Annotated in this window: 18 protein-coding genes; 9 read left to right on the top strand and 9 right to left on the bottom strand. The window is 71.4% G+C overall.

What is annotated here, in order from left to right:
- Positions 1–28 precede the first annotated feature (28 nt).
- The 6 genes from rsmI (at position 29) to JUB10_RS02050 (ending at position 6,236) form a co-directional block, all read left to right on the top strand.
- The gene (gene rsmI, locus JUB10_RS02075; RefSeq protein WP_207453828.1) at positions 29–844 is read left to right on the top strand and encodes a 16S rRNA (cytidine(1402)-2'-O)-methyltransferase; all 816 of its coding nucleotides are present in this window, start codon (positions 29–31) and stop codon (positions 842–844) included.
- Between the two features lie 50 nt (positions 845–894).
- Positions 895–1,821 carry an NADP-dependent oxidoreductase gene (locus JUB10_RS02070; protein ID WP_207453826.1) on the top strand — a complete coding sequence of 309 codons (927 nt, stop codon included), beginning with the start codon at positions 895–897 and terminating at the stop codon, positions 1,819–1,821.
- Between the two features lie 138 nt (positions 1,822–1,959).
- Positions 1,960–3,540, top strand: coding sequence for a methionine--tRNA ligase (gene metG, locus JUB10_RS02065; RefSeq protein ID WP_207453824.1), 1,581 nt, complete (start codon positions 1,960–1,962; stop codon positions 3,538–3,540).
- A gap of 47 nt (positions 3,541–3,587) precedes the next feature.
- Entirely contained in the window at positions 3,588–4,436 is an 849-nt protein-coding gene (locus tag JUB10_RS02060) for a TatD family hydrolase (RefSeq protein WP_207454381.1), read from the top strand.
- On the top strand, positions 4,437–5,261 hold the full coding sequence (gene rsmA, locus JUB10_RS02055) for a 16S rRNA (adenine(1518)-N(6)/adenine(1519)-N(6))-dimethyltransferase RsmA (protein ID WP_207453823.1): 825 nt from the start codon (positions 4,437–4,439) through the stop codon (positions 5,259–5,261).
- Positions 5,262–5,303: 42 nt separating this feature from the next.
- On the top strand, positions 5,304–6,236 hold the full coding sequence (locus JUB10_RS02050) for a 4-(cytidine 5'-diphospho)-2-C-methyl-D-erythritol kinase (protein WP_207453822.1): 933 nt from the start codon (positions 5,304–5,306) through the stop codon (positions 6,234–6,236).
- A 215-nt stretch (positions 6,237–6,451) separates the two neighbouring features.
- On the opposite strand, the gene JUB10_RS02045 is transcribed toward JUB10_RS02050, so the two are convergent.
- Positions 6,452–7,963 carry a glycosyltransferase family 39 protein gene (locus JUB10_RS02045; RefSeq protein ID WP_207453821.1) on the bottom strand — a complete coding sequence of 504 codons (1,512 nt, stop codon included), beginning with the start codon at positions 7,961–7,963 and terminating at the stop codon, positions 6,452–6,454.
- A 49-nt stretch (positions 7,964–8,012) separates the two neighbouring features.
- On the opposite strand from JUB10_RS02045, the gene JUB10_RS02040 reads away from it, so the two are divergent.
- Positions 8,013–9,233, top strand: coding sequence for an acyltransferase family protein (locus JUB10_RS02040; RefSeq protein WP_207453820.1), 1,221 nt, complete (start codon positions 8,013–8,015; stop codon positions 9,231–9,233).
- Between the two features lie 340 nt (positions 9,234–9,573).
- Here JUB10_RS02040 and JUB10_RS02035 read toward each other — a convergent pair whose 3' ends face one another.
- Complete coding sequence (locus JUB10_RS02035; protein WP_207453819.1) at positions 9,574–10,272, bottom strand: hypothetical protein; 699 nt, start codon at positions 10,270–10,272, stop codon at positions 9,574–9,576.
- 106 nt (positions 10,273–10,378) lie between these two features.
- A complete protein-coding gene (locus JUB10_RS02030; protein ID WP_207453812.1) occupies positions 10,379–11,764 on the bottom strand; it encodes a glycosyltransferase family 87 protein in 1,386 nt (461 codons plus the stop codon).
- 44 nt (positions 11,765–11,808) lie between these two features.
- On the opposite strand from JUB10_RS02030, the gene JUB10_RS02025 reads away from it, so the two are divergent.
- Complete coding sequence (locus tag JUB10_RS02025) at positions 11,809–13,047, top strand: molybdopterin-dependent oxidoreductase (RefSeq protein WP_307859049.1); 1,239 nt, start codon at positions 11,809–11,811, stop codon at positions 13,045–13,047.
- The gene (locus tag JUB10_RS02020) at positions 13,044–13,487 is read left to right on the top strand and encodes a hypothetical protein (protein ID WP_207453811.1); all 444 of its coding nucleotides are present in this window, start codon (positions 13,044–13,046) and stop codon (positions 13,485–13,487) included. Before JUB10_RS02025 ends, JUB10_RS02020 begins: the two co-directional genes overlap by 4 nt.
- Positions 13,488–13,548: 61 nt before the next feature.
- On the opposite strand, the gene JUB10_RS02015 is transcribed toward JUB10_RS02020, so the two are convergent.
- The 6 genes from JUB10_RS02015 to JUB10_RS01990 form a co-directional block, all read right to left on the bottom strand.
- Positions 13,549–14,223, bottom strand: a complete 675-nt coding sequence (locus JUB10_RS02015) for a class I SAM-dependent methyltransferase (protein WP_242682015.1) — start codon at positions 14,221–14,223, stop codon at positions 13,549–13,551.
- A complete protein-coding gene (locus JUB10_RS02010; protein ID WP_207453809.1) occupies positions 14,220–14,855 on the bottom strand; it encodes a TIGR04282 family arsenosugar biosynthesis glycosyltransferase in 636 nt (211 codons plus the stop codon). Before JUB10_RS02010 ends, JUB10_RS02015 begins: the two co-directional genes overlap by 4 nt.
- Positions 14,852–15,514: a glycosyltransferase family 2 protein gene (locus tag JUB10_RS02005; RefSeq protein WP_207453807.1), complete on the bottom strand. Its 663-nt coding sequence runs from the start codon at positions 15,512–15,514 to the stop codon at positions 14,852–14,854. The genes JUB10_RS02010 and JUB10_RS02005 overlap by 4 nt, the downstream gene beginning before the upstream one ends.
- A 74-nt stretch (positions 15,515–15,588) precedes the next feature.
- Entirely contained in the window at positions 15,589–15,801 is a 213-nt protein-coding gene (locus tag JUB10_RS02000; protein WP_207453805.1) for a hypothetical protein, read from the bottom strand.
- Positions 15,802–15,842: 41 nt separating this feature from the next.
- Positions 15,843–16,913: an NAD-dependent epimerase/dehydratase family protein gene (locus JUB10_RS01995; protein ID WP_207453803.1), complete on the bottom strand. Its 1,071-nt coding sequence runs from the start codon at positions 16,911–16,913 to the stop codon at positions 15,843–15,845.
- Complete coding sequence (locus tag JUB10_RS01990) at positions 16,910–17,707, bottom strand: MTAP family purine nucleoside phosphorylase (RefSeq protein ID WP_207453802.1); 798 nt, start codon at positions 17,705–17,707, stop codon at positions 16,910–16,912. Before JUB10_RS01990 ends, JUB10_RS01995 begins: the two co-directional genes overlap by 4 nt.
- Between the last annotated feature and the right edge of the window lie 183 nt (positions 17,708–17,890).

Below are 17,890 nucleotides of genomic sequence, written 5' to 3'. Positions count from 1 at the left end.
CCCAAGCCCCACCCGGCAGAATCGACCCGTGATCATCCTCGCCGCGACCCCCATCGGCAACCTCGGGGACGCGAGTCGTCGTCTCGTCGAGGCCCTCGCCAATGCCGAGGTGATCGCCGCCGAGGACACGCGCACGGCGTCGTCCCTGCTCCGAGCGCTCGGGGTCGACAACCGCCCGCGCATGATCGCGCTGCACGAGCACAACGAGGTCGAGCGCGCCGCCGAACTCGTCGAGCTCGCGCGGGAGCAGGACGTGCTCGTGCTGACGGATGCCGGCATGCCCGCGATCAGCGATCCCGGCTTCCCGCTCGTCCAGGCGGCGGCGGCCGCGGATGTCACGGTCACCGCGATCCCCGGACCGAGCGCAGTACTCACGGCACTCGCGCTCAGCGGGCTGCCGACCGACCGCTTCACGTTCGAGGGCTTCGTGCCGCGCAAGAGCCGCGTGCCTGCGCTGTCGAAGCTCGCCCGCGAGGAGCGCACCATGGTGTTCTTCGAGTCGCCGCACCGGATCGCGGAGTCGCTCGACGACATGGCGACGGCGTTCGGAGGCGATCGACCCGCTGCCGTGTGCCGGGAGCTCACGAAGCTGCACGAGGAGATCCGTCGGGGTCCGCTCGCCGAGCTCGCCGAGTGGGCGACCGGCGGCGTGCGCGGCGAGATCGTCGTCGTCGTGGGCGGCGCCGCAGCCGCGTCCCTCGACCTGCCGACCGCGATCGCGCAGGTGCTCGCGCTCGTGGAGGGCGGCGCCCGCCTCAAGGAGGCCGCCACCGAGGTCGCGGATGCCACGGGCCTCGGGCGCCGCGAACTGTACGAGGGTGCGCTCAAGGAGCGCGGCCGCTGAGCCATGGCGGCACGTCACACGAAACCACCGACATCTAGGAGAGGGCGACCATGAGAGCGGTACGACTACACGAGTACGGCGGCCTCGACGTGCTGCGGGTCGACGAGGTGCCGGTGCCCGAACGGACCGAGGGCACGGTGCTCGTCGAAGTCGTGACCGCGGGGACGAACCCGGGCGAAGCGGCCATCCGTGAGGGCGCGTTCGCGAAAACATGGCCTGCCGAGTTTCCATTGGGACAGGGCAGCGACTTCGCCGGAATCGTGCGCGAGGCGGACGCCGGGAGCGGATGGAAGCCGGGCCACCCGGTCGTCGGGCACACCGCCCGCGCCTCGCAGGCCGAGTTCGTCGTGGTGCCCGAGCAGAACCTCGTGGCGAAGCCGGAGTCGCTCGATTGGGACGTCGCGGGCGCGCTCTTCGTCGCGGGCACGACGGCGTGGGCGGGCGTGAACGCCGTCCAGCCGCAGCCGGGGGAGACCGTTCTCGTGACCGCGGCCGCCGGCGGCGTCGGCGTCATCGCGGCGCAGCTCGCCAAGGGCACGGGCGCGACAGTCGTGGGCGTCGCGAGCGAGCGCAACCACGACTTCCTCCGCGAGCTCGGAGTCGTGCCCGTCGCGCACGGCGACGGCTTCGTCGAGCGACTGCACGAGGTGGCGCCACAGGGCATCGACGCCCTCGTCGACAACTTCGGCGGCGGTTACGTCGCGACCGCGGCCGAGCTCGGCGTCGACACCGGCCGGATCAACACGATCGCCGACTTCGCGGCCGCCGAGCAGTACGGCGTCAGCAAGAAGGGGAACCTCACCGGCCAGAAGGCCGGCGCGCTCGCGGAGCTCGTCGCGCTCGCGGCATCCGGAGACCTCGTCGTGCCGATCCACGCGCCCTACCCGCTCGAGCGCGTGCGCGACGCCTACGCGGAGCTCGAGCAGCGTCACACCCGCGGCAAGATCGTGCTGCGCGTCGCGCAGTGGCGCCCGTGAGTGGCGGCCGGCACGCGCGGCGCTCGCCGTGTGTCGAGCACGGTGCTCGTGGTCCCAGCCGAGGAGCGGGCGCACGGTCCCCAGCCCCGAGCACGCCGCGGAACCGTAACGGCACCACGACGTCCGTAAACTGAACCCATGGCCGCCGCGGATTCCTTCTACATCGCGACGCCCATCTTCTACGTCAACGACGTGCCCCACATCGGCCACGCGTACACGGAGGTGGCGTCCGACGTGCTCGCCCGCTGGCATCGCCAGCGCGGCGACGACACCTGGCTGCTCACGGGCACCGACGAGCACGGCGAGAAGATCCTGCGCACCGCCGTCGCGAACGGCACGAGCCCGAAGCAGTGGGTCGACAAGCTCGTCGCCGAGTCGTGGCAGCCGCTGCTGTCGACGATCGACATCGCGAACGACGACTTCATCCGCACCACCGACGAGCGCCACGAGGCGACCGTGCGGGCGTTCCTGCAGAAGCTCTACGACGACGGCTACATCTACGCGGGCGAGTACTCCGGGTACTACTGCGTCGGCTGCGAGGAGTACAAGCAGGACGACGACCTGCTCACCGCCACCGATGGGGAGTACAAGGGTCAGCTCGTCTGCAAGATCCACGGTCGCCCGGTCGAGGTGCTCAAGGAGAAGAACTACTTCTTCCGCATGAGCCAGTTCCAGCAGCAGTTGCTCGACCTCTACGAGCAGCGGCCCGACTTCGTGCAACCGCAGAGCGTGCGCAACGAGATCGTCTCGTTCGTCAGCCGCGGCCTCGAGGACCTCTCGATCTCCCGCTCGAGCTTCGACTGGGGCATCAAGCTGCCCTGGGACGAGAGCCACGTCGTCTACGTCTGGTTCGACGCGCTGCTCAACTACATCTCCGCGACCGGGTACGGCACGGATGACGCGAACTTCGCCCGCCGCTGGCCCGCCGTGCACCTCATCGGCAAGGACATCGCACGCTTCCACGCGGTGATCTGGCCCGCCATGCTCATGGCCGCCGGCGTCGAGGTGCCGCGCACGGTGTTCGGTCACGGCTGGCTGCTCGTCAACGGCGAGAAGATGTCGAAGACGAAGCTCACCGGCATCCAGCCGACGCAGATCACGGATGTCTTCGGGTCCGACGCCTTCCGCTACTACTTCATGCGCGCGGTCGCACTCGGCCAGGACGGCTCGTTCAGCTGGGAGGACATCTCCGCCCGCTACCAGGCCGAACTCGCCAATGGCTTCGGCAACCTGGCATCCCGCGTCGTCGCGATGATCAACCGCTACTTCGACGGCGAGCTGCCCGCAGCGGGTGCGCTTGAGCCCGCCGACGCGGTGATCGTCGAGACGGTCAAGCAGGCAGCGGTCGACGCGGATGCCGCGATCCTCCGCTTCGCCCCGCACGACGCCCTCACGGCGATCTGGACCATCGTCGAGCGTCTCAACGGCTACATCACCGAGCAGGAGCCGTGGGTGCTCGCGAAGGATGCCGCGAAGCGCGAGCGTCTCGCAACGGTGCTCAACACCGCGGCGGAGGGCCTCCGCGCCCTCGCGGTGCTGCTCTCGCCCGTGATGCCGCAGTCGACGACGAAGCTGTGGACCGCCCTCGGGCAGGACGGCCGCGTCGCCGAGCAGGACCTCACGACCGCCGGCGAGTGGGGACAGCTCGCTCCGGGCACCCGGGTGAACGCCCTCGAGGCGCTCTTCCCACGGGTCGAGACCATCGAGGGCGCGGCCTAGTGGTCGAGTCGCACGTGCGCTCGCGCGCCGCGGAGGAGGGTCGCGACATGTCGTACCCGCCGCCGCCAGAGGCGCTGACGATCGCGGTCTACGACAACCACACCCACCTCGAGATCGCCGACGGCGACCAGCCGCTCGACTACCGCGAGCAGCTCGACCGGGCGAGCGCGGTCGGCGTGCGCGCCGTGGTGCAGGTCGGCACCGATGTCGAGACGAGCCGCTGGTCGGCCGAGATCGCGTCCCGCGAGCCGCGCGTGCTCGCCGCGGTCGCGATCCACCCCAACGAGACGCCGGAGCTCGAGGCCCGCGGCGAGCTCGACGACGCCCTCGCCGTGATCGACGAGCTCGCCGCTCGCCCACGCGTCCGCGCCATCGGCGAGACCGGGCTCGACTTCTTCCGCACCGGCGAGGACGGCCGCGACGCCCAGCAGCGCGCGTTCGAGGCGCACATCGAGATCGCCAAGCGCCACGGCCTCGCCCTGCAGATCCACGACCGCGACGCCCACGACGAGGTCGTCGAGACGCTGCTGCGCGTCGGCGCCCCCGAGCGCACGGTCTTCCACTGCTTCTCCGGCGACGAGGAGCTGGCACGCATCTGCTCGGCGAACGGCTGGTTCATGTCCTTCGCGGGCACTGTCACGTTCAAGAACGCGAAGAAGCTCCGCGCCGCCCTCGAGGTGGTGCCGCGCAACCTGCTCCTCATCGAGACCGACGCGCCCTACCTCACGCCGACCCCGTACCGCGGCCGGCCGAACTCCTCGTACCTCATGCCCTACACGCTGCGCTCGATGGCGGAGACGCTCGAGACCGACCCCTCGATGCTCGCGACGCAGATCGTCTCGAACACCGAGCTGGTCTACGGCAGCTGGGAGCACGAGCCCGTGCAGGCGGTCTAGGTGCCTCTCCTCGGACCCGCGGAGATCCGCGACCTCGCCGAGCTCCTCGGCGTCACCCCGACGAAGAAGCTCGGCCAGAACTTCGTGCACGACGCCAACACGGTGCGCCGCATCGTGAAGACGGCCAAGGTGCAGCCGGATGACACGGTGCTCGAGATCGGCCCCGGGCTCGGTTCGCTGACCCTCGGGCTGCTCGAGACCGGCGCCCGCGTCGTCGCCGTCGAGATCGACAACCGTCTCGCCGAGCAGCTGCCGGTCACCGTCTCGCAGCTCGACCCCGACGCCGACCTCACCGTCGTCACCGCCGACGCGATGAAGGTGACCGAGCTTCCGGCGGAGCCCGTCTCCCTCGTCGCGAACCTGCCCTACAACGTCAGCGTGCCGGTGCTGCTGCACCTGCTGCCGACGTTCCCGTCGATCGCGCGCGGCCTCGTCATGGTGCAGTCCGAGGTGGGGGAGCGGCTCGCCGCCCCGCCCGGCTCGAAGATCTACGGAGCCCCCAGCATCAAGGCCGCCTGGTACGGCCGCTGGTCGATCGCGGGCACCGTCAGTCGTCAGGTGTTCTGGCCGGTTCCCAACGTCGACAGCTCCCTTGTCGCCTTCGAGCGGATGCCCGAGCCCGGCACGCTCGCCGAGCGCGAGGCCACGTTCGCCCTGGTCGACGCGGCGTTCCAGCAGCGCCGGAAGATGCTGCGCCAGTCGCTGTCGACCCTGCTGGGCTCGAGCGCCGACGCATCCGCCCGCCTCGACGCCGCCGGGATCGCGCCGACCGCCCGCGGTGAGGAACTGACGATGCCCGACTTCCTGCGGATCGCCCGCGCCTAGTTCCGGTCTGGCGGCCAGGAGCGACTCAAGTAGGTTGGACACATGAGTTCGTCGAGGCCTCGATCGGTGCACGTTCGGGCCCCCGGCAAGATCAACGTGTTCATGCGGGTGGGGTCGCTGCTCGAGGACGGCTACCACGACGTCGCGACGGCCTACCAGGCCGTGTCCCTCTACGAGGACGTGCGGGCGGAGCACGCCGACGACTTCTCCGTCGCGGTGCAGGGCACGGTCGACACGAGCGGCGTGCCGACGGATGACTCGAACCTCGCGATCAAGGCCGCGAAGCTCCTCGCGAAGGCCACCGGCTACACCGGCGGCGTCAAGCTCACCATCAACAAGCACGTGCCCGTCGCGGGCGGCATGGGCGGCGGGTCCGCGGATGCCGCGGCGACGCTCGTCGCGTGCGACGCGCTCTGGGGCACGGAACTGCACCGAGAGAAGCTGCACGCCCTCGCCGCGCAGCTCGGCGCCGACGTGCCGTTCGCGCTGACCGGCGGCACCGCCGTCGGACTCGGTCGCGGCGACGAGCTGTCGCCCGCGCTCGCGCAGGGGCAGTTCCAGTGGGTGCTCGCCCTCGCCGACTACGGGATGTCGACGCCCGAGGTGTACTCGGAGCTCGACAAGCACCGCGAGCGCCACAAGCAGGACATCTTCCCGAGCGAGCCGCAGCCCAACGTCGACGCCAACGTGCTGCAGGCGCTGCGCGCCGGCGACCCGAGGATGCTGGCAGAGGCGCTGCACAACGACCTGCAGGCGCCCGCACTGCACCTGCGTCCCGAGCTCGCCGAGGTGCTCGAAGCGGGCGAGGAAGCCGGCGCGCTCGCGGGCATCGTCTCCGGGTCCGGTCCCACGATCGCGTTCCTCGCGCCCGACCTCGACGGGGCGCTCGAGATCCAGGTCGCGCTCAGCGCGGCGCGGATGACCGCGCTCAAGGTGACCGGGCCCGTGCACGGCGCCCGGATCGTGCACGACTAGGCGGGCTGGTTTTCGGCCTGCGACGTACGCCGATTCTGCAGCGCCCGTGCAGTATTTCTCGGGAGCTGCCGCTTCCGTTCGGGATGAACCAACGGCGGTCGCTGCGAGCCGGGGCGCGGGCTCGACGCGTGAACTCTGCAATCGGACGCGGAGTTTCGGCGCGTGATGCAGATTCCGCGGCGGTTGCGGAACCGGCGACGGCATCCGGATGCCGCTCAGTCCGCCTTCTCGTAGCGCAGCACCCGCACGTCCGTGAATCGCCGCTCGTCCGCGAGCTCGTAGCCCTCGTCGGTGAGCGCCGCCGTGGTGGCCGCTCGGCGGTCGCGGCTGATGCTCGTCACGAGGTACACGGTCTCGAGCCCCTCGAGCCGGTCGAGGGACTGCGTCAGCGTGCGGCGGGTCTCCCAGAGCTGCCCGGTCTCGGGGGCGGGGGTCTCGAGCGTGACATCCGTCGTGCCCTCGAACCCCTCGGGGTAGGAGTAGGCGATCACGCGCGTCGACGCCTTCGAGTGGGCCTTGAGGTTGCCGTAGACGATGCCGGTGGTCACGGGGTCGTCAATGTCGCGGGCGAGGAAGGCGGAGATCTCGTCCCACGCGGTGTTCTGCTTCGAGTGCGGGTCGCGTTGGTCGATCACCTCGGGCACGGCGAGCACCAGGGAGGCCGCGAGCGCGATCGACAGCGCGACCCGCCCGAGCAGTCGCTCGATGGCCGCCGCCATCACGAGCGCGACGAACGGCGTGCACATCGTGACGTACCGCGGCGAGTACACGGGGGAGTAGAACTCGGTCATCGCGAGCAGCCCGAGCGTCGGCACGACGAGCGCGGGCAGCAGCACGGCCGCGGCGGGCAGCGCGGGCGCGGCCCCCGCCGCAGCGGGCAGCACCAGGGCACGCCGCCCCCGAAGCAGCAGCACGATGGCCACGGCCAGCACGAGCCATCCGACCCAGGCGAACAGGTCGTTGTAGAGGAACCACTGCGTGCGGAACACCTGCCGCCACGTCTGGTCGCCGAGCTCCGGGATCCAGCCGACCTGCCCGTTCTGGCTCACCACCTCCAGCGCGAACGGCAGGCTCGCGAGCGCCGCGGTTCCGGATGCCACGAGCCACAGCACCGCACCCCGCACCGCCTCGCGGCGCGCGACGAGCAGCCACAGCGCGACCGTGACCGCGTGCGCGACCACCAGCAGCGCGAGGTAGATGAACGTGATCACGGAGAGCAGCGCGAGCGCCCCGTAGAGCGCCCACCACCACGCCCGGCCGCGCATCGCGAGCACGAGCACGAGGGTCAGCCCGACCGCGAGCAGCGCGCTCAGGGCGTAGGAGCGGCCCTCGATCGCCATCCACGTGACCCGGGGGAGCACCGCGAACGCGACGCCGGCGAGGACACCGAAGCGCAGCGACACGAGCCGCCGTCCCAGCTCGACGACGAGAGCTGCCGTCGCCCCGGTGGCGATCGCGCTCGGCAGCCGCAGCAGCAACTCGGAGTATCCGAACACCTCGAACAGCGCGTGCATGACGACGTAGTAGAGGGCGTGCACCGCGTCGACGTTGCCGACCATCTCCCACAGCGCGGGCAGCGGGCGGGTCGCGGAGACGACCGTCGCCGCCTCGTCGTACCAGATCGACGGTCCCGTGATGCCGGGCAGCGAGACCGCGAGCGTCGCGAGACCGAGCAGCAGCGGGAGGAGCCACCGGCGGCGCGCAGGGGCCGCAGAGGTGCTGCTCATAGGCTCCACGCTACGGGGTACAACCCGAGAGAAGAGCGAGACGGAGACCATGGCGCGCGCGGAGGAGCAGCCCACCTGGGGCGACCGCCTCCCCGGCCTCGAGGGGCTGCGGGGGCTGGCGGCCGTCGCCGTGCTGCTCTATCACGTGCAGCGTCAGCTCTCCCCGTCGACCAGCGACGTGCCGGTGCTGAGCGAGATCACGTTCCTCAGCCACGGCGTCACCCTGTTCTTCGTGCTGTCGGGGTTCCTGCTCTTCCGGCCCTTCGTCGCGGCGCGGGTAGGAGGCGAGCGGATGCCGCGCACGCGCCGCTACCTCGTCAACCGGCTGCTTCGCATCTTCCCCGGCTACATCGCGGTGCTGCTCGTGGTGAGCCTGCTGTTCCGCACGGCGTGGCTGCCGCCGCGGGCCGACGGCGAGCCGGACCGGTTCGGGATGCTCTCCCTGCCGGACACCCTGCTGCAGGCCACGCTGCTGCAGAGCTATTTCCCGTCGACGGTGCGCACGGGGCTCGAGGTCGCGTGGACGCTCACCGTCGAGCTGACCTTCTACCTCCTGCTGCCGCTGCTCGCGGGGCTCGCGGCCAAGGCGGCGCACCGATGGGCCGCCATGCTGATCCCGGTCGGGTTCATGTTCGCCGTGGGGATCGCGGGCAAGACCTGGTACGTGCTCGGCAACGCGGGGCTCTCCTCGTCGGAGCAGGTCACGTTCGAGTGGGGCGCCAACTGGACCACGGTGATCAGCCGCAGCATCCTCGTGCACGCCGACCTCTTCGCCTGGGGCATGCTCGCGGCCGTGATCTTCGTGGCGCTGCGCAACGGGGATCTGCCCGCGTCGTGGATGCGCCGACGGTGGATGCTCGGGGTCGGCGCCGCGGTCGTGCTCGTCGTGTCGACGCTTCCGCGGATCGGCATCCTCGTGGAACCGCTCGTCGCCCTGTCGAGCGCCCTGCTGCTGCTCCTCGTCGTGCTGCCGCCCAGCCGGGGCGGCGAGTGGGGCACCGCCGCGCGTTTCCTCGAGACCGGGCCCGTGCGCTGGCTCGGTCTCGTGTCGTTCAGCATCTACCTGTGGCACCTGCCGCTGCTGCGGTTCCTCCGCGGCCACGGCCTCGTGTTCGGCGACGACGTGGCCGGGCTCTTCGGCAACATCGCGCTCATCGCGGCCCTGACCTTCGTGCTGAGCGCGCTCAGCTACAACCTCGTCGAAGCGCCGGCGCTGCGGCTGAAGAAGAAGCTGAGCGGGCGGGCGACCGCGGCATCCGGGGCTCGGTGACGCCTTTGCTGTGAGGCCGTCGGCGCCACCCGGCGAAGGCGGTGAGAGCCGCCGGCATGGCTTGGCGAGCCGTGGCGGATGCGAGCAGCGAAGAGGTCTCTCGAGATGTCAGTTCCGGGTCTCTCAAGACATCCGGATGACCCGCAGAACTGACACCTCGGGAAGCCTGGCTGCCCCAGATGTCAGTTGTGGTTGCTCGATGGCGCTCGTGCCAACCAGAACTGACATCTCGAAGGAGCGGCTGCCCGCGGTGGCAGCTGGGCCCCACACAAAGGGACAGGGCCCGCCGCTCGATGAGCGACGGGCCCTGCAGGGGTGCTTGACCGGGTGAGCCCGGGTATTACTCCGCGGCGCTCGCGGTGATCTTGGCGATGCCGACCACGAGCTCGTCGGTCACGGCATCCGTGCCGAAGGTCTCGTTGAGCAGCGGTGCGGCGTCCTCGCTGATGAGCACCGTGGTGCCCTCGAGCACGGCGTCGCCGTTGGCGTCGGTGGTCAGCGGGTTCAGCGTGGTGCCGTCGAGGTTGAAGATGAACACGTCCTCGCCGACGACCTCACCGTTGGCGGTCACGGTGCCCGTGAGCTCCGAGGTGCCCGGGTCGATGACGAAGTCGGTGAGCTCGACGACAGTGGCGCCGTCGGCCGAGGTCAGCGAGATGCCGGAGCCCTCGTGGTCGATGCGGCCCTGGACGTACGGACGGTAGTCCTCCTCCGGGTCGTAGTAGTCGACGTTGCCGCCGGTGATCGGGAAGGCGAGGACGCCGTCGGTCAGCGTCGCGCTGCCGAGCACATTCGGGGTGAGGCCCAGCGAGGTGAGCGCCTCGACGAAGCCCGCGTCGAGGGTGACCTGCGTGTCGACACCGTCGAGCTCGGGGATCGACGCCACGGGCTCGGGCATCTCCTCGGTGGTCTCCTCGGCGCTCGGCTGCGACCCGGTGTCGGCGGCGCTCGTGTCGTTCGAGGGGGCGCAGGCGGTGAGGCCGGCGACGAGGGCACCCGCGGCGGCGAGGGCGGCGGCGGAGCGGTAGTACTTGCGCATTTCAGATCCTTCGTGGTTGAGGGGTGGTGCACGAGGAGTTCGCCACCACCCCAGCCGCGGTTTGCGGCGCACAGGGGTTCGTCAGCTTGAGGATGACTCGGTTCCGCTAGCGCCGGCGGAGAGACCGTCTCAGCAGAGCGGGCCGCCGCAGCCGCGCCCGGCCCTCCGGCCCGAGACGCCGCACCGCCATCACCACGACGAACATCGCCGCTACAGCGAGGCTGACCCGAGCCACGTCGTTGATCGGCACGAGCAGCCGCAGGGTCAGCGCCGCCGCGACGGCGTACCACTCCCACCGCCCGGTCACGACGATCGCGGGGATCAGCAGCAGCGCGTACCAGGGGTACCGCGGCGACACGGCGAGCAGGGTCACGCCGATCATCACGAGCTGGGCGAGCCACGGGTCATCCGGGTTCGTCTTCCACAAAACGAGCGCGGCGGTCACCAGCACCACGAGCGCCACGAGCACGGTCGCGGCGTCGCCGGGCAGCACGGCCGAGGCGAGCAGGAATCGCTCGCCCGACTCGTAGCCCTCCTCGGTGAGGTAGCCCGGCAGGTAGCCGAGCACCTCGATCCCGCTGGTCAGCACGTAGGGCACGTACAGCACGGCGAACGTGGCGACGGATGCCACCGCGACCGCCCACCACCGGCGCCGCACGAGCGACGGGCCCGCGACGGCCGGCACGAGCTTCACGGCGACGCCCGCGCCGAACGCGATGCCGCCGAGCCACGGATGCCGCGACGCGACGAGCATCGTCGCGGCGACGAGCAGCAGGGCGCCGAGTGCGTCGACGTGGGAGTTCGTTACCGCCTCCGTCGCGACGAACGGGCTCCACGCCCAGAGCGCGACCCAGCGGGGGTCCCGCCCGGTGCGTCGAACCACGCGGAGAAGCAGCGCGGTGACGCCGAGGCTGATGAGCAGCCCTCCGATCTGCAACGGCCAGTACTCGGCCTCGGCCGGCACGAGGAGCCGCACCCCGAGGAAGTACAGCTCCGCCATCGGCGGGTAGATCGTGGGGACGTTCGCCCGGTTGATGGCGGTGCACACCGTGTCGCCGTCGGCGTCGCGGGCGGTCATGATGCGCTCGCCGGAGCAGTCGCCCGAGGCATCCGGGGCCGGGAAGAGCCAATCGGGCCGCAACTCCTCGAGCGCGGACGACGCCGGTACGTGGTCATAGGGGGAGACCCCCGCCTTCTGCACGATGCCGTCCCAGGCGTAGCGCGCCGAGTCGGTCGACGTGTTCGGCGGACCGGCGAGCGCCCCGAGCCCGATCGCGAGCGCGCCCGCGACCACGAGCGGCACGACCGCGCGGTCGGGCACCCGGCGCAGCGCCAGCACGGCGAGCGCGAAGAGCGCCCACAGCGCGATCGTCACGGCGAGCAGGTCGCGCTCGCGCCACTCGCGCGAGACGTAGAAGTCGACCCCGGTCAGCGAGTACACGGTCAGCGCGACGCTCGCGGCGAGCAGGGTGACGACGAGTGCGACCCTCATGCGGCCCTCCCGTCGGTTCCGGCATCCGCCACGAATACCCTCCCGTGATCCACGAGGTGCTGCAGTCGCTGTCGCGCGTGTTCGCCTCGCCGGCGCGCTCGCCGCGGATGGCTGTGGTGCTCGGTCGCCTGCTCGGCGCCGCCTTCCTCGTGTGCATGGTCACGGGCCTCTACAGCCACGCCATCCAGGAGCCGCAGCCGTGGATGGTGTTCCCGACGCGGCCGATCCAGCTGTACCAGGTGAGTCAGGGGCTGCACATCACGGCGGGTATCGCGTGCTTCCCGCTGCTGCTCGGCAAGCTCTACGCCGTGCAGGGGCGCCTCTTCGAGACGCCGCCCGTGCGCTCGTTCCCGCACTTCCTCGAGCGGGCGTCGATCACGGTGTTCGTGGCGTCGTCGATCGTGCAGCTCGTGATCGGGCTGCTCAACACGTACCAGTGGTACCAACTCTTCCCGTTCCCCTTCCGCCAGACGCACTTCGCGCTGTCGTTCGTCGTGATCGGATCGCTCGCCATCCACATCGGCGTCAAGCTGCCGGTGATCGCCCGCCACTGGTCGCGCGTTCCGGATGGCTCGCGGCCCGACAACTCTTCGGAGCCGCCCGCCCCATCGACGGTGTCGGTCGGTGGCGTCACGGGGCGCGTGCTCCGCTGGATCGACGCCTCGCCGCGTCCGGTGTCCCCGGGCGCCAGCAGACGCGGCTTCCTCGCCGCGATCGGCGCGGCGACCGCGGCACTCGTCGCGTTCACCGCGGGACAGTCGTTCCGCGCGCTCGACGGGCTCAATCTGTTCGGGGCGCGGAAGCAGGGCGTCGGCCCGCAGTCGCTGCCGGTGAACCGCACCGCCGCCGCGGCGCGCGTGGAGCAGACGGCCCTCGCGCCCGACTGGCGGCTCACCGTCTCCGGGCCTGCCGGCACTCGGAGCTTCTCGCGCGACGAGCTCGCCGCGATGCCGCAGACCGAGGTCGTGCTGCCCATTGCGTGCGTCGAGGGGTGGAGCCAGTCCGCGACCTGGCGCGGGGTGCGCGTGCGCGAGCTCGCGGCGCTCGTGGGCGGCGGACCCGAGTCATCCGTCGTCTTCCAGAGCCTCGAGCAGCGCTCGAGCTACGCCCGCACCGAGATGGGGCCCGAGTTCGCCCGCGACGACCTGAGCCTCGTCGCGCTCGAGCTGAACGGCGAGACGCTCGACCTCGATCACGGCTACCCGGCGCGGGTGATCGCGCCCGCGCGCCCCGGGGTGCTGCAGACCAAGTGGCTCTCGTCGCTGGAGGTGAGCGAGACGTGAAGACCGCCCGCATCGTGCTCGTCGCCGTCGGAGTGCTGGTGCTCGTCGTCGGCGTCGCCGTACTGCTGAGTGACGTCTCGCCGCGCCGCTACCTCGGTCTCGGCGCGTGGCTGCTCGGCGCCCTCGTCGTGCACGACGCGGTGATCGCGCCGGTCGTGCTCGGTGTCGGCGCCCTTCTGCGCCGGGCGGGGCGACGGATGCCGGGCGGCGTGCTCGTCATCGTTCAGGTCGCGCTCGTCGTGGCGGCGGTCGTGACCGCGCTCGTGATGCCGGAGGTCTTCAAGCGGGGGATCGGCACGGCGAACCCGACCGTGCTGCCGCTCGACTACGGGGTGAATCTGGCGCTGTTCTACGTGGGGCTCGCTGTGGCCACCGGGGTCGCGATCGCGGCGTACCTCGCGGTGCGGCGTCGAGCCGCCGTCGGCGCAAGCGAGGACTGACCCCCGGACACGCCGAGCCAGCGCGGCGTATCCTGGCGTCCGGTCTTGAGTTCCGCCGACGTCAGCGCTTCGCGAGCCGGCAGAACACGCGCCCGTCGACCCGCCAGTCCTGCACCAAGCGCAGCCCGAGCCGCGGCGCGAGGCGACGGATGGGTCCCAGCCCGATCTCCGCCCAGGGGAACGCCGCGCTCTCGGCGCCCCGGTCGTCGGTGAGGTGCGCGACGAAACGCTCGTCGCGGCGCACGTCGGCGTGCAGCTCGGCGACGATCTCGCCGGTGGGGGAGAGCAGTTCCGAGCAGCGGTGCAGCAGCGCACCGACGTTGCCGCCGATGCCGATGTTGCCGTCGACGAGCAGCGCGGTCTGCCACTGGCCCTCCCGCGGCAGCACGTCGAACACCGACCGCTTGAGTACGGCGGCGCCGGATGCCCGGGCGCGCGCTACGGCCGCGGGGGAGATGTCGATGCCGAGCGCGTCGATTCCGCGGGCGAGGGCGGCGACGACCATGCGGCCGGGTCCGCAGCCGACGTCGAGCAGGGGACCCCTGACCGCGTCGAGCAGGCTGAGGTCCGCGGGATCCGCGTCGGCGTGCCAGCGCGACACGTCGAAGACCGTGCGGTGATCGTCGGTGCGACGGGTCGACGGGTCCTCGAGGTAGAGCACCTGCACCTCGCCGGTCGCCATCGCGTACTCGTACGGCTCCGCACCACCGGTGCCGAAGGGGCGGCCGGCGTTCATGCGATGAGCCGCCCTTCCCACTCGAACTCGGCGAGGAGACGAGCGAAGCGGGTGTGCGGCGCGCTCGCCGCGACGGCGCGGGCGTCGTCGATCGTGTCGACGTCGAGCAGCGGCGGCAGCATCGCGACGGTGAGCCCGGCGGCGTGCAGCCGGGCGAGCTGCTCGGCGCCCGTGGCATCCGTCGACATCTCGACGCCGCGGACGAGGTCGCCGCGCGGCTCGCGCAGGCCGAGCGCCCAGAACCCGCCGTCGTCCGCGGGGCCGAACCAGGCGTCGACGTCGTCCGGCCACTCCGCGAACACGGGGGTGAGCATCGCTGCGGTGAGCTGCGGGGTGTCCATGCCGATGAGCAGGGTGGGCCCGTCGAGCGCGTCGAAGGCGTCGGCGAGGCGCTCGTCGAGCCCGCCGCCGGACTGCCCCATGACCTCGAACTGCTCGGTGCCGGCGGGGGTGCGCTCGCCCGCGAACAGCAGCACGCGGCGGGTCGCGGGGAGCGTCGCGGTGGCGTCGACGGTGTCGGCGATGCACGCGGCGGCGAGCTCGGCCGACTGGTCGAGCGTGAGCGGCGGATGCAGCCGCGTCTTCGCTTTGCCGGGCAGCGGCTCCTTGGCGATCAGCAGCAGGGTGGTCATCGCGCCCCCAGCAGTCGCGACATGTCCTGCACGGCGGTCACCGTGCCGCGGACCGTGCCCGTGACCTTCGACCGGCCGACGCGCGGCGCGTACGGCGCGTCGACCTCGAGCACGCGCCACCCGGCCGCGTGCGCGCGCAGCAGCATCTCGAGCGGGTAGCCGCTGCGGCGGTCCTGCAGGTCGAGGGCGACGAGGTCGGCGCGGGCGGCGCAGCGCATGGGTCCAAGGTCGTGCAGACGCAGGCCGGTGGCGCGGCGCATCAGGTGGGCGAGCGCGCGGTTCGCGACGCGAGCGTGCAGCGGCCAGGAGCGCCGCGTCGTCGGCCGGCGGCGCCCGAGCACGAGGTCGGCGCGCCCCTCGACGACGGGGTCGACGACGGCGGGCAGATCTTGGGGGTCCATCGACGCGTCGGCATCGCAGAACGCGACGAAGGGGGCGGATGCCGCGAGCAGCCCGGCGTGCGCGGCCGAGCCGAACCCGCGGCGGGGCTCGCTGATGACGAGGGCGCCGTGCTCGCGGGCGACGCGCGCCGAGTCATCCGCCGAGCCGTTGTCGACGACGATCGCGCGGTACCCCTCGGGCAGACGGCCGAGCACCCAGGGCAGGGCGCGCTCCTCGTCGAGGGTGGGGAGCACGACGTCGACGAGAGGTTGGGTCACGAGGAAGGTTCGTGACCGTCCGCGCCGGAGTTTGGGTCAGCCCGACGTGACCCGCGGCTCGAGGCCGTGCAGCCTCAGAAGGTTCTGACGACGCCCGATCGGCTAATGGCGACCGTCAGCCGCTTGGGCGCGGTGAAGGGGCGACGCCGTTCGAGCATCGCCTCGGTTTCGGACGCCTGGATGACGGTCCACCCTGCGCGTCGATAGTCGGCTAGGACGCGAGCGAGGGCGGCGCTGAGGTATTCGGTGGACAAGCTGCGGGATGTAGCGACTCGGGTGTCGGCCATCTGCCCATGATATTCGTCGTGTCGAACAACTAATAGTTGGGTCATCGTGGTGACCTGGCCCCACTTTGGGGGACGGCGACGCGCAGTGGCGCCGTCGCGAATTCTCGCATTCCGTCGTCGAAGCTCACCGTCGGCCGCCAGCCGAGCTCGCGCTGCAGCCGCTTGCAGGAGGCGGTGATGTGGCGCACGTCGCCGAGGCGGTACTGGCCGCTCGTGACTGGCGTGGGGCCGCCGGCGTTCACGGCGAGCGCCGCCGCGAGGTCGCCGATGGTGTGCACCTCGCCGCTCGCGACGTTGTAGGCGCGGAAGCTGCCAGTCTCGCGGTCGGCCTCGAGCGCGGCGAGATTGGCGGTCGCGACGTCGCGCACGTGCACGAAGTCGCGGCGCTGGCGCCCGTCCTCGAACACACGGGGTGCCTCGCCGCGCTCGATCGCCGACCGGAACAGCGACGCGACGCCAGCGTAGGGGGTGTTCTGCGGCATGCCGGGGCCGTAGACGTTGTGGTAGCGCAGCCCGATCGCGGTGCCGCCGGTGCTCCGCGCCCACGCGGTGGAGAGGTGCTCCTGGGCGAGCTTCGTCGCCGCGTAGACGTTGCGGGGGTCGAGCGGGGCGTCCTCGTCGATCAGCTCGGGAGTCAGCGGGTCGCCGTGCTCGTCGAGGGGGTCGAAGCGCCCGGCATCCAGGTCCTCGACGCGGCGGGCGGGCGGCCGCATCGGGCCGGTCGGGCCGGAGTAGGCGCCCTCGCCGTAGACGACCATCGAGCTCGCGAACACCAGCCGCCCGACGCCGCGGGCGGCCATCCCTGCGAGCAGCACAGCCGTGCCGAGGTTGTTGGAACCGACGTAGTCGGGGGCGTCGGAGAAGTCGACGCCGAGCCCGACTTTCGCGGCCTGGTGGTTGACGGCGTCGATGCCGGCGAGCGCAGCGTTGACCACGTCGGGGTCGCGCACGTCGCCCTGCACGAACTCGACGCGCGGGTCGAGTTCGGCGTCGCCGCCGTGCACGTCGCCGCGCAGGGAGTCGAGCACGCGCACCTCGTGGCCCGCGTTGAGCGCGGCCTGTACCACGGCGCCGCCGATGAAGCCGGCGCCTCCCGTGACGAGCAGCCTCATCGCGCGAGCACCGCCTCGACCTCGGAGGGGGCGATGAGCTGCCGCCCGGCGTAGTCGTCGGGGATCGCGGCGACGATCCGCTCGATGGCGCGGATGATGCGCGGCTGCGCCTGGGCGAGCCGGCGGAACACGAGCTCGGCAGACACCTCGTCCTCCGCTTTGGCGTCGCTGTCGGTGACGAAGGCGAGGGTCACCGTGCCGATGTTGAGCTCGGCGGCGAGCGGCACCTCCGGATAGAGCGTCATGTTCACGACGTGCGCGCCTGCAGAGCGGAACCACAAAGACTCGGCGCGTGTCGAGAACCGGGGGCCCTGGATGACGACGACCGTGCCCTCTGGCTCGACCTCGTCGCCGAGCGCGGCTTTGGCGATCGCCCGTAGCGCGGGATCGAACGGGTCGGCGGAGGCCAGGTGCTGCACGCTGCCGCGGTCGTAGAACGTGTCGGCGCGGCCGTGCGTGCGGTCGAGGTACTGGTCGAGCAGCGCGAGCGTGCCCGGCGGGTAGTCCGGGGAGACCCCGCCGACGGCGGCGGACGACACGATCGCCTTCACCCCGAGGCTGGCGAGCGCCCAAATGTTCGCGCGGAAGTTGATCAGGTGCGGCGCGACAGAGTGGTCGACGCCGTGGCGGGTGAGGAACGCGACGACCTTGCCAGCGAGCGCGCCGAGCGTCACGTCCGCGGGCCCGTAGGGCGTCTCGATGCGGCGCTGCTCAGAGCGCTCGGGGTCGAAGAGGTCGTAGACGCCGGAGCCGCCGATGACGGCGACAGTGACCCGCTGATTGCTCGGCTGCATTCTGTTCTAACTCTCATAGTTGTACGACGACGATTGTGGGTTCGTTGCGGAGGCTCGCGGCCTACACCCTTTGCAGGCATTCGTCGTGGCGGCGTCGAAGGAGGGGACACTCTTCGGCGCAACTTGCAACGAGAATGCTTGACGTGCACCGCAGCGCGACCCGTTGCCGCCTGACAAGCGAGA

This window comes from Desertivibrio insolitus (assembly GCF_017355965.1).
Taxonomy (GTDB): Bacteria; Actinomycetota; Actinomycetes; order Actinomycetales; family Microbacteriaceae; genus JAFIQW01.
The sequence above is the reverse complement of the archived record's forward strand: the minus strand, read 5'-3'. Positions and strand labels throughout refer to the sequence as shown.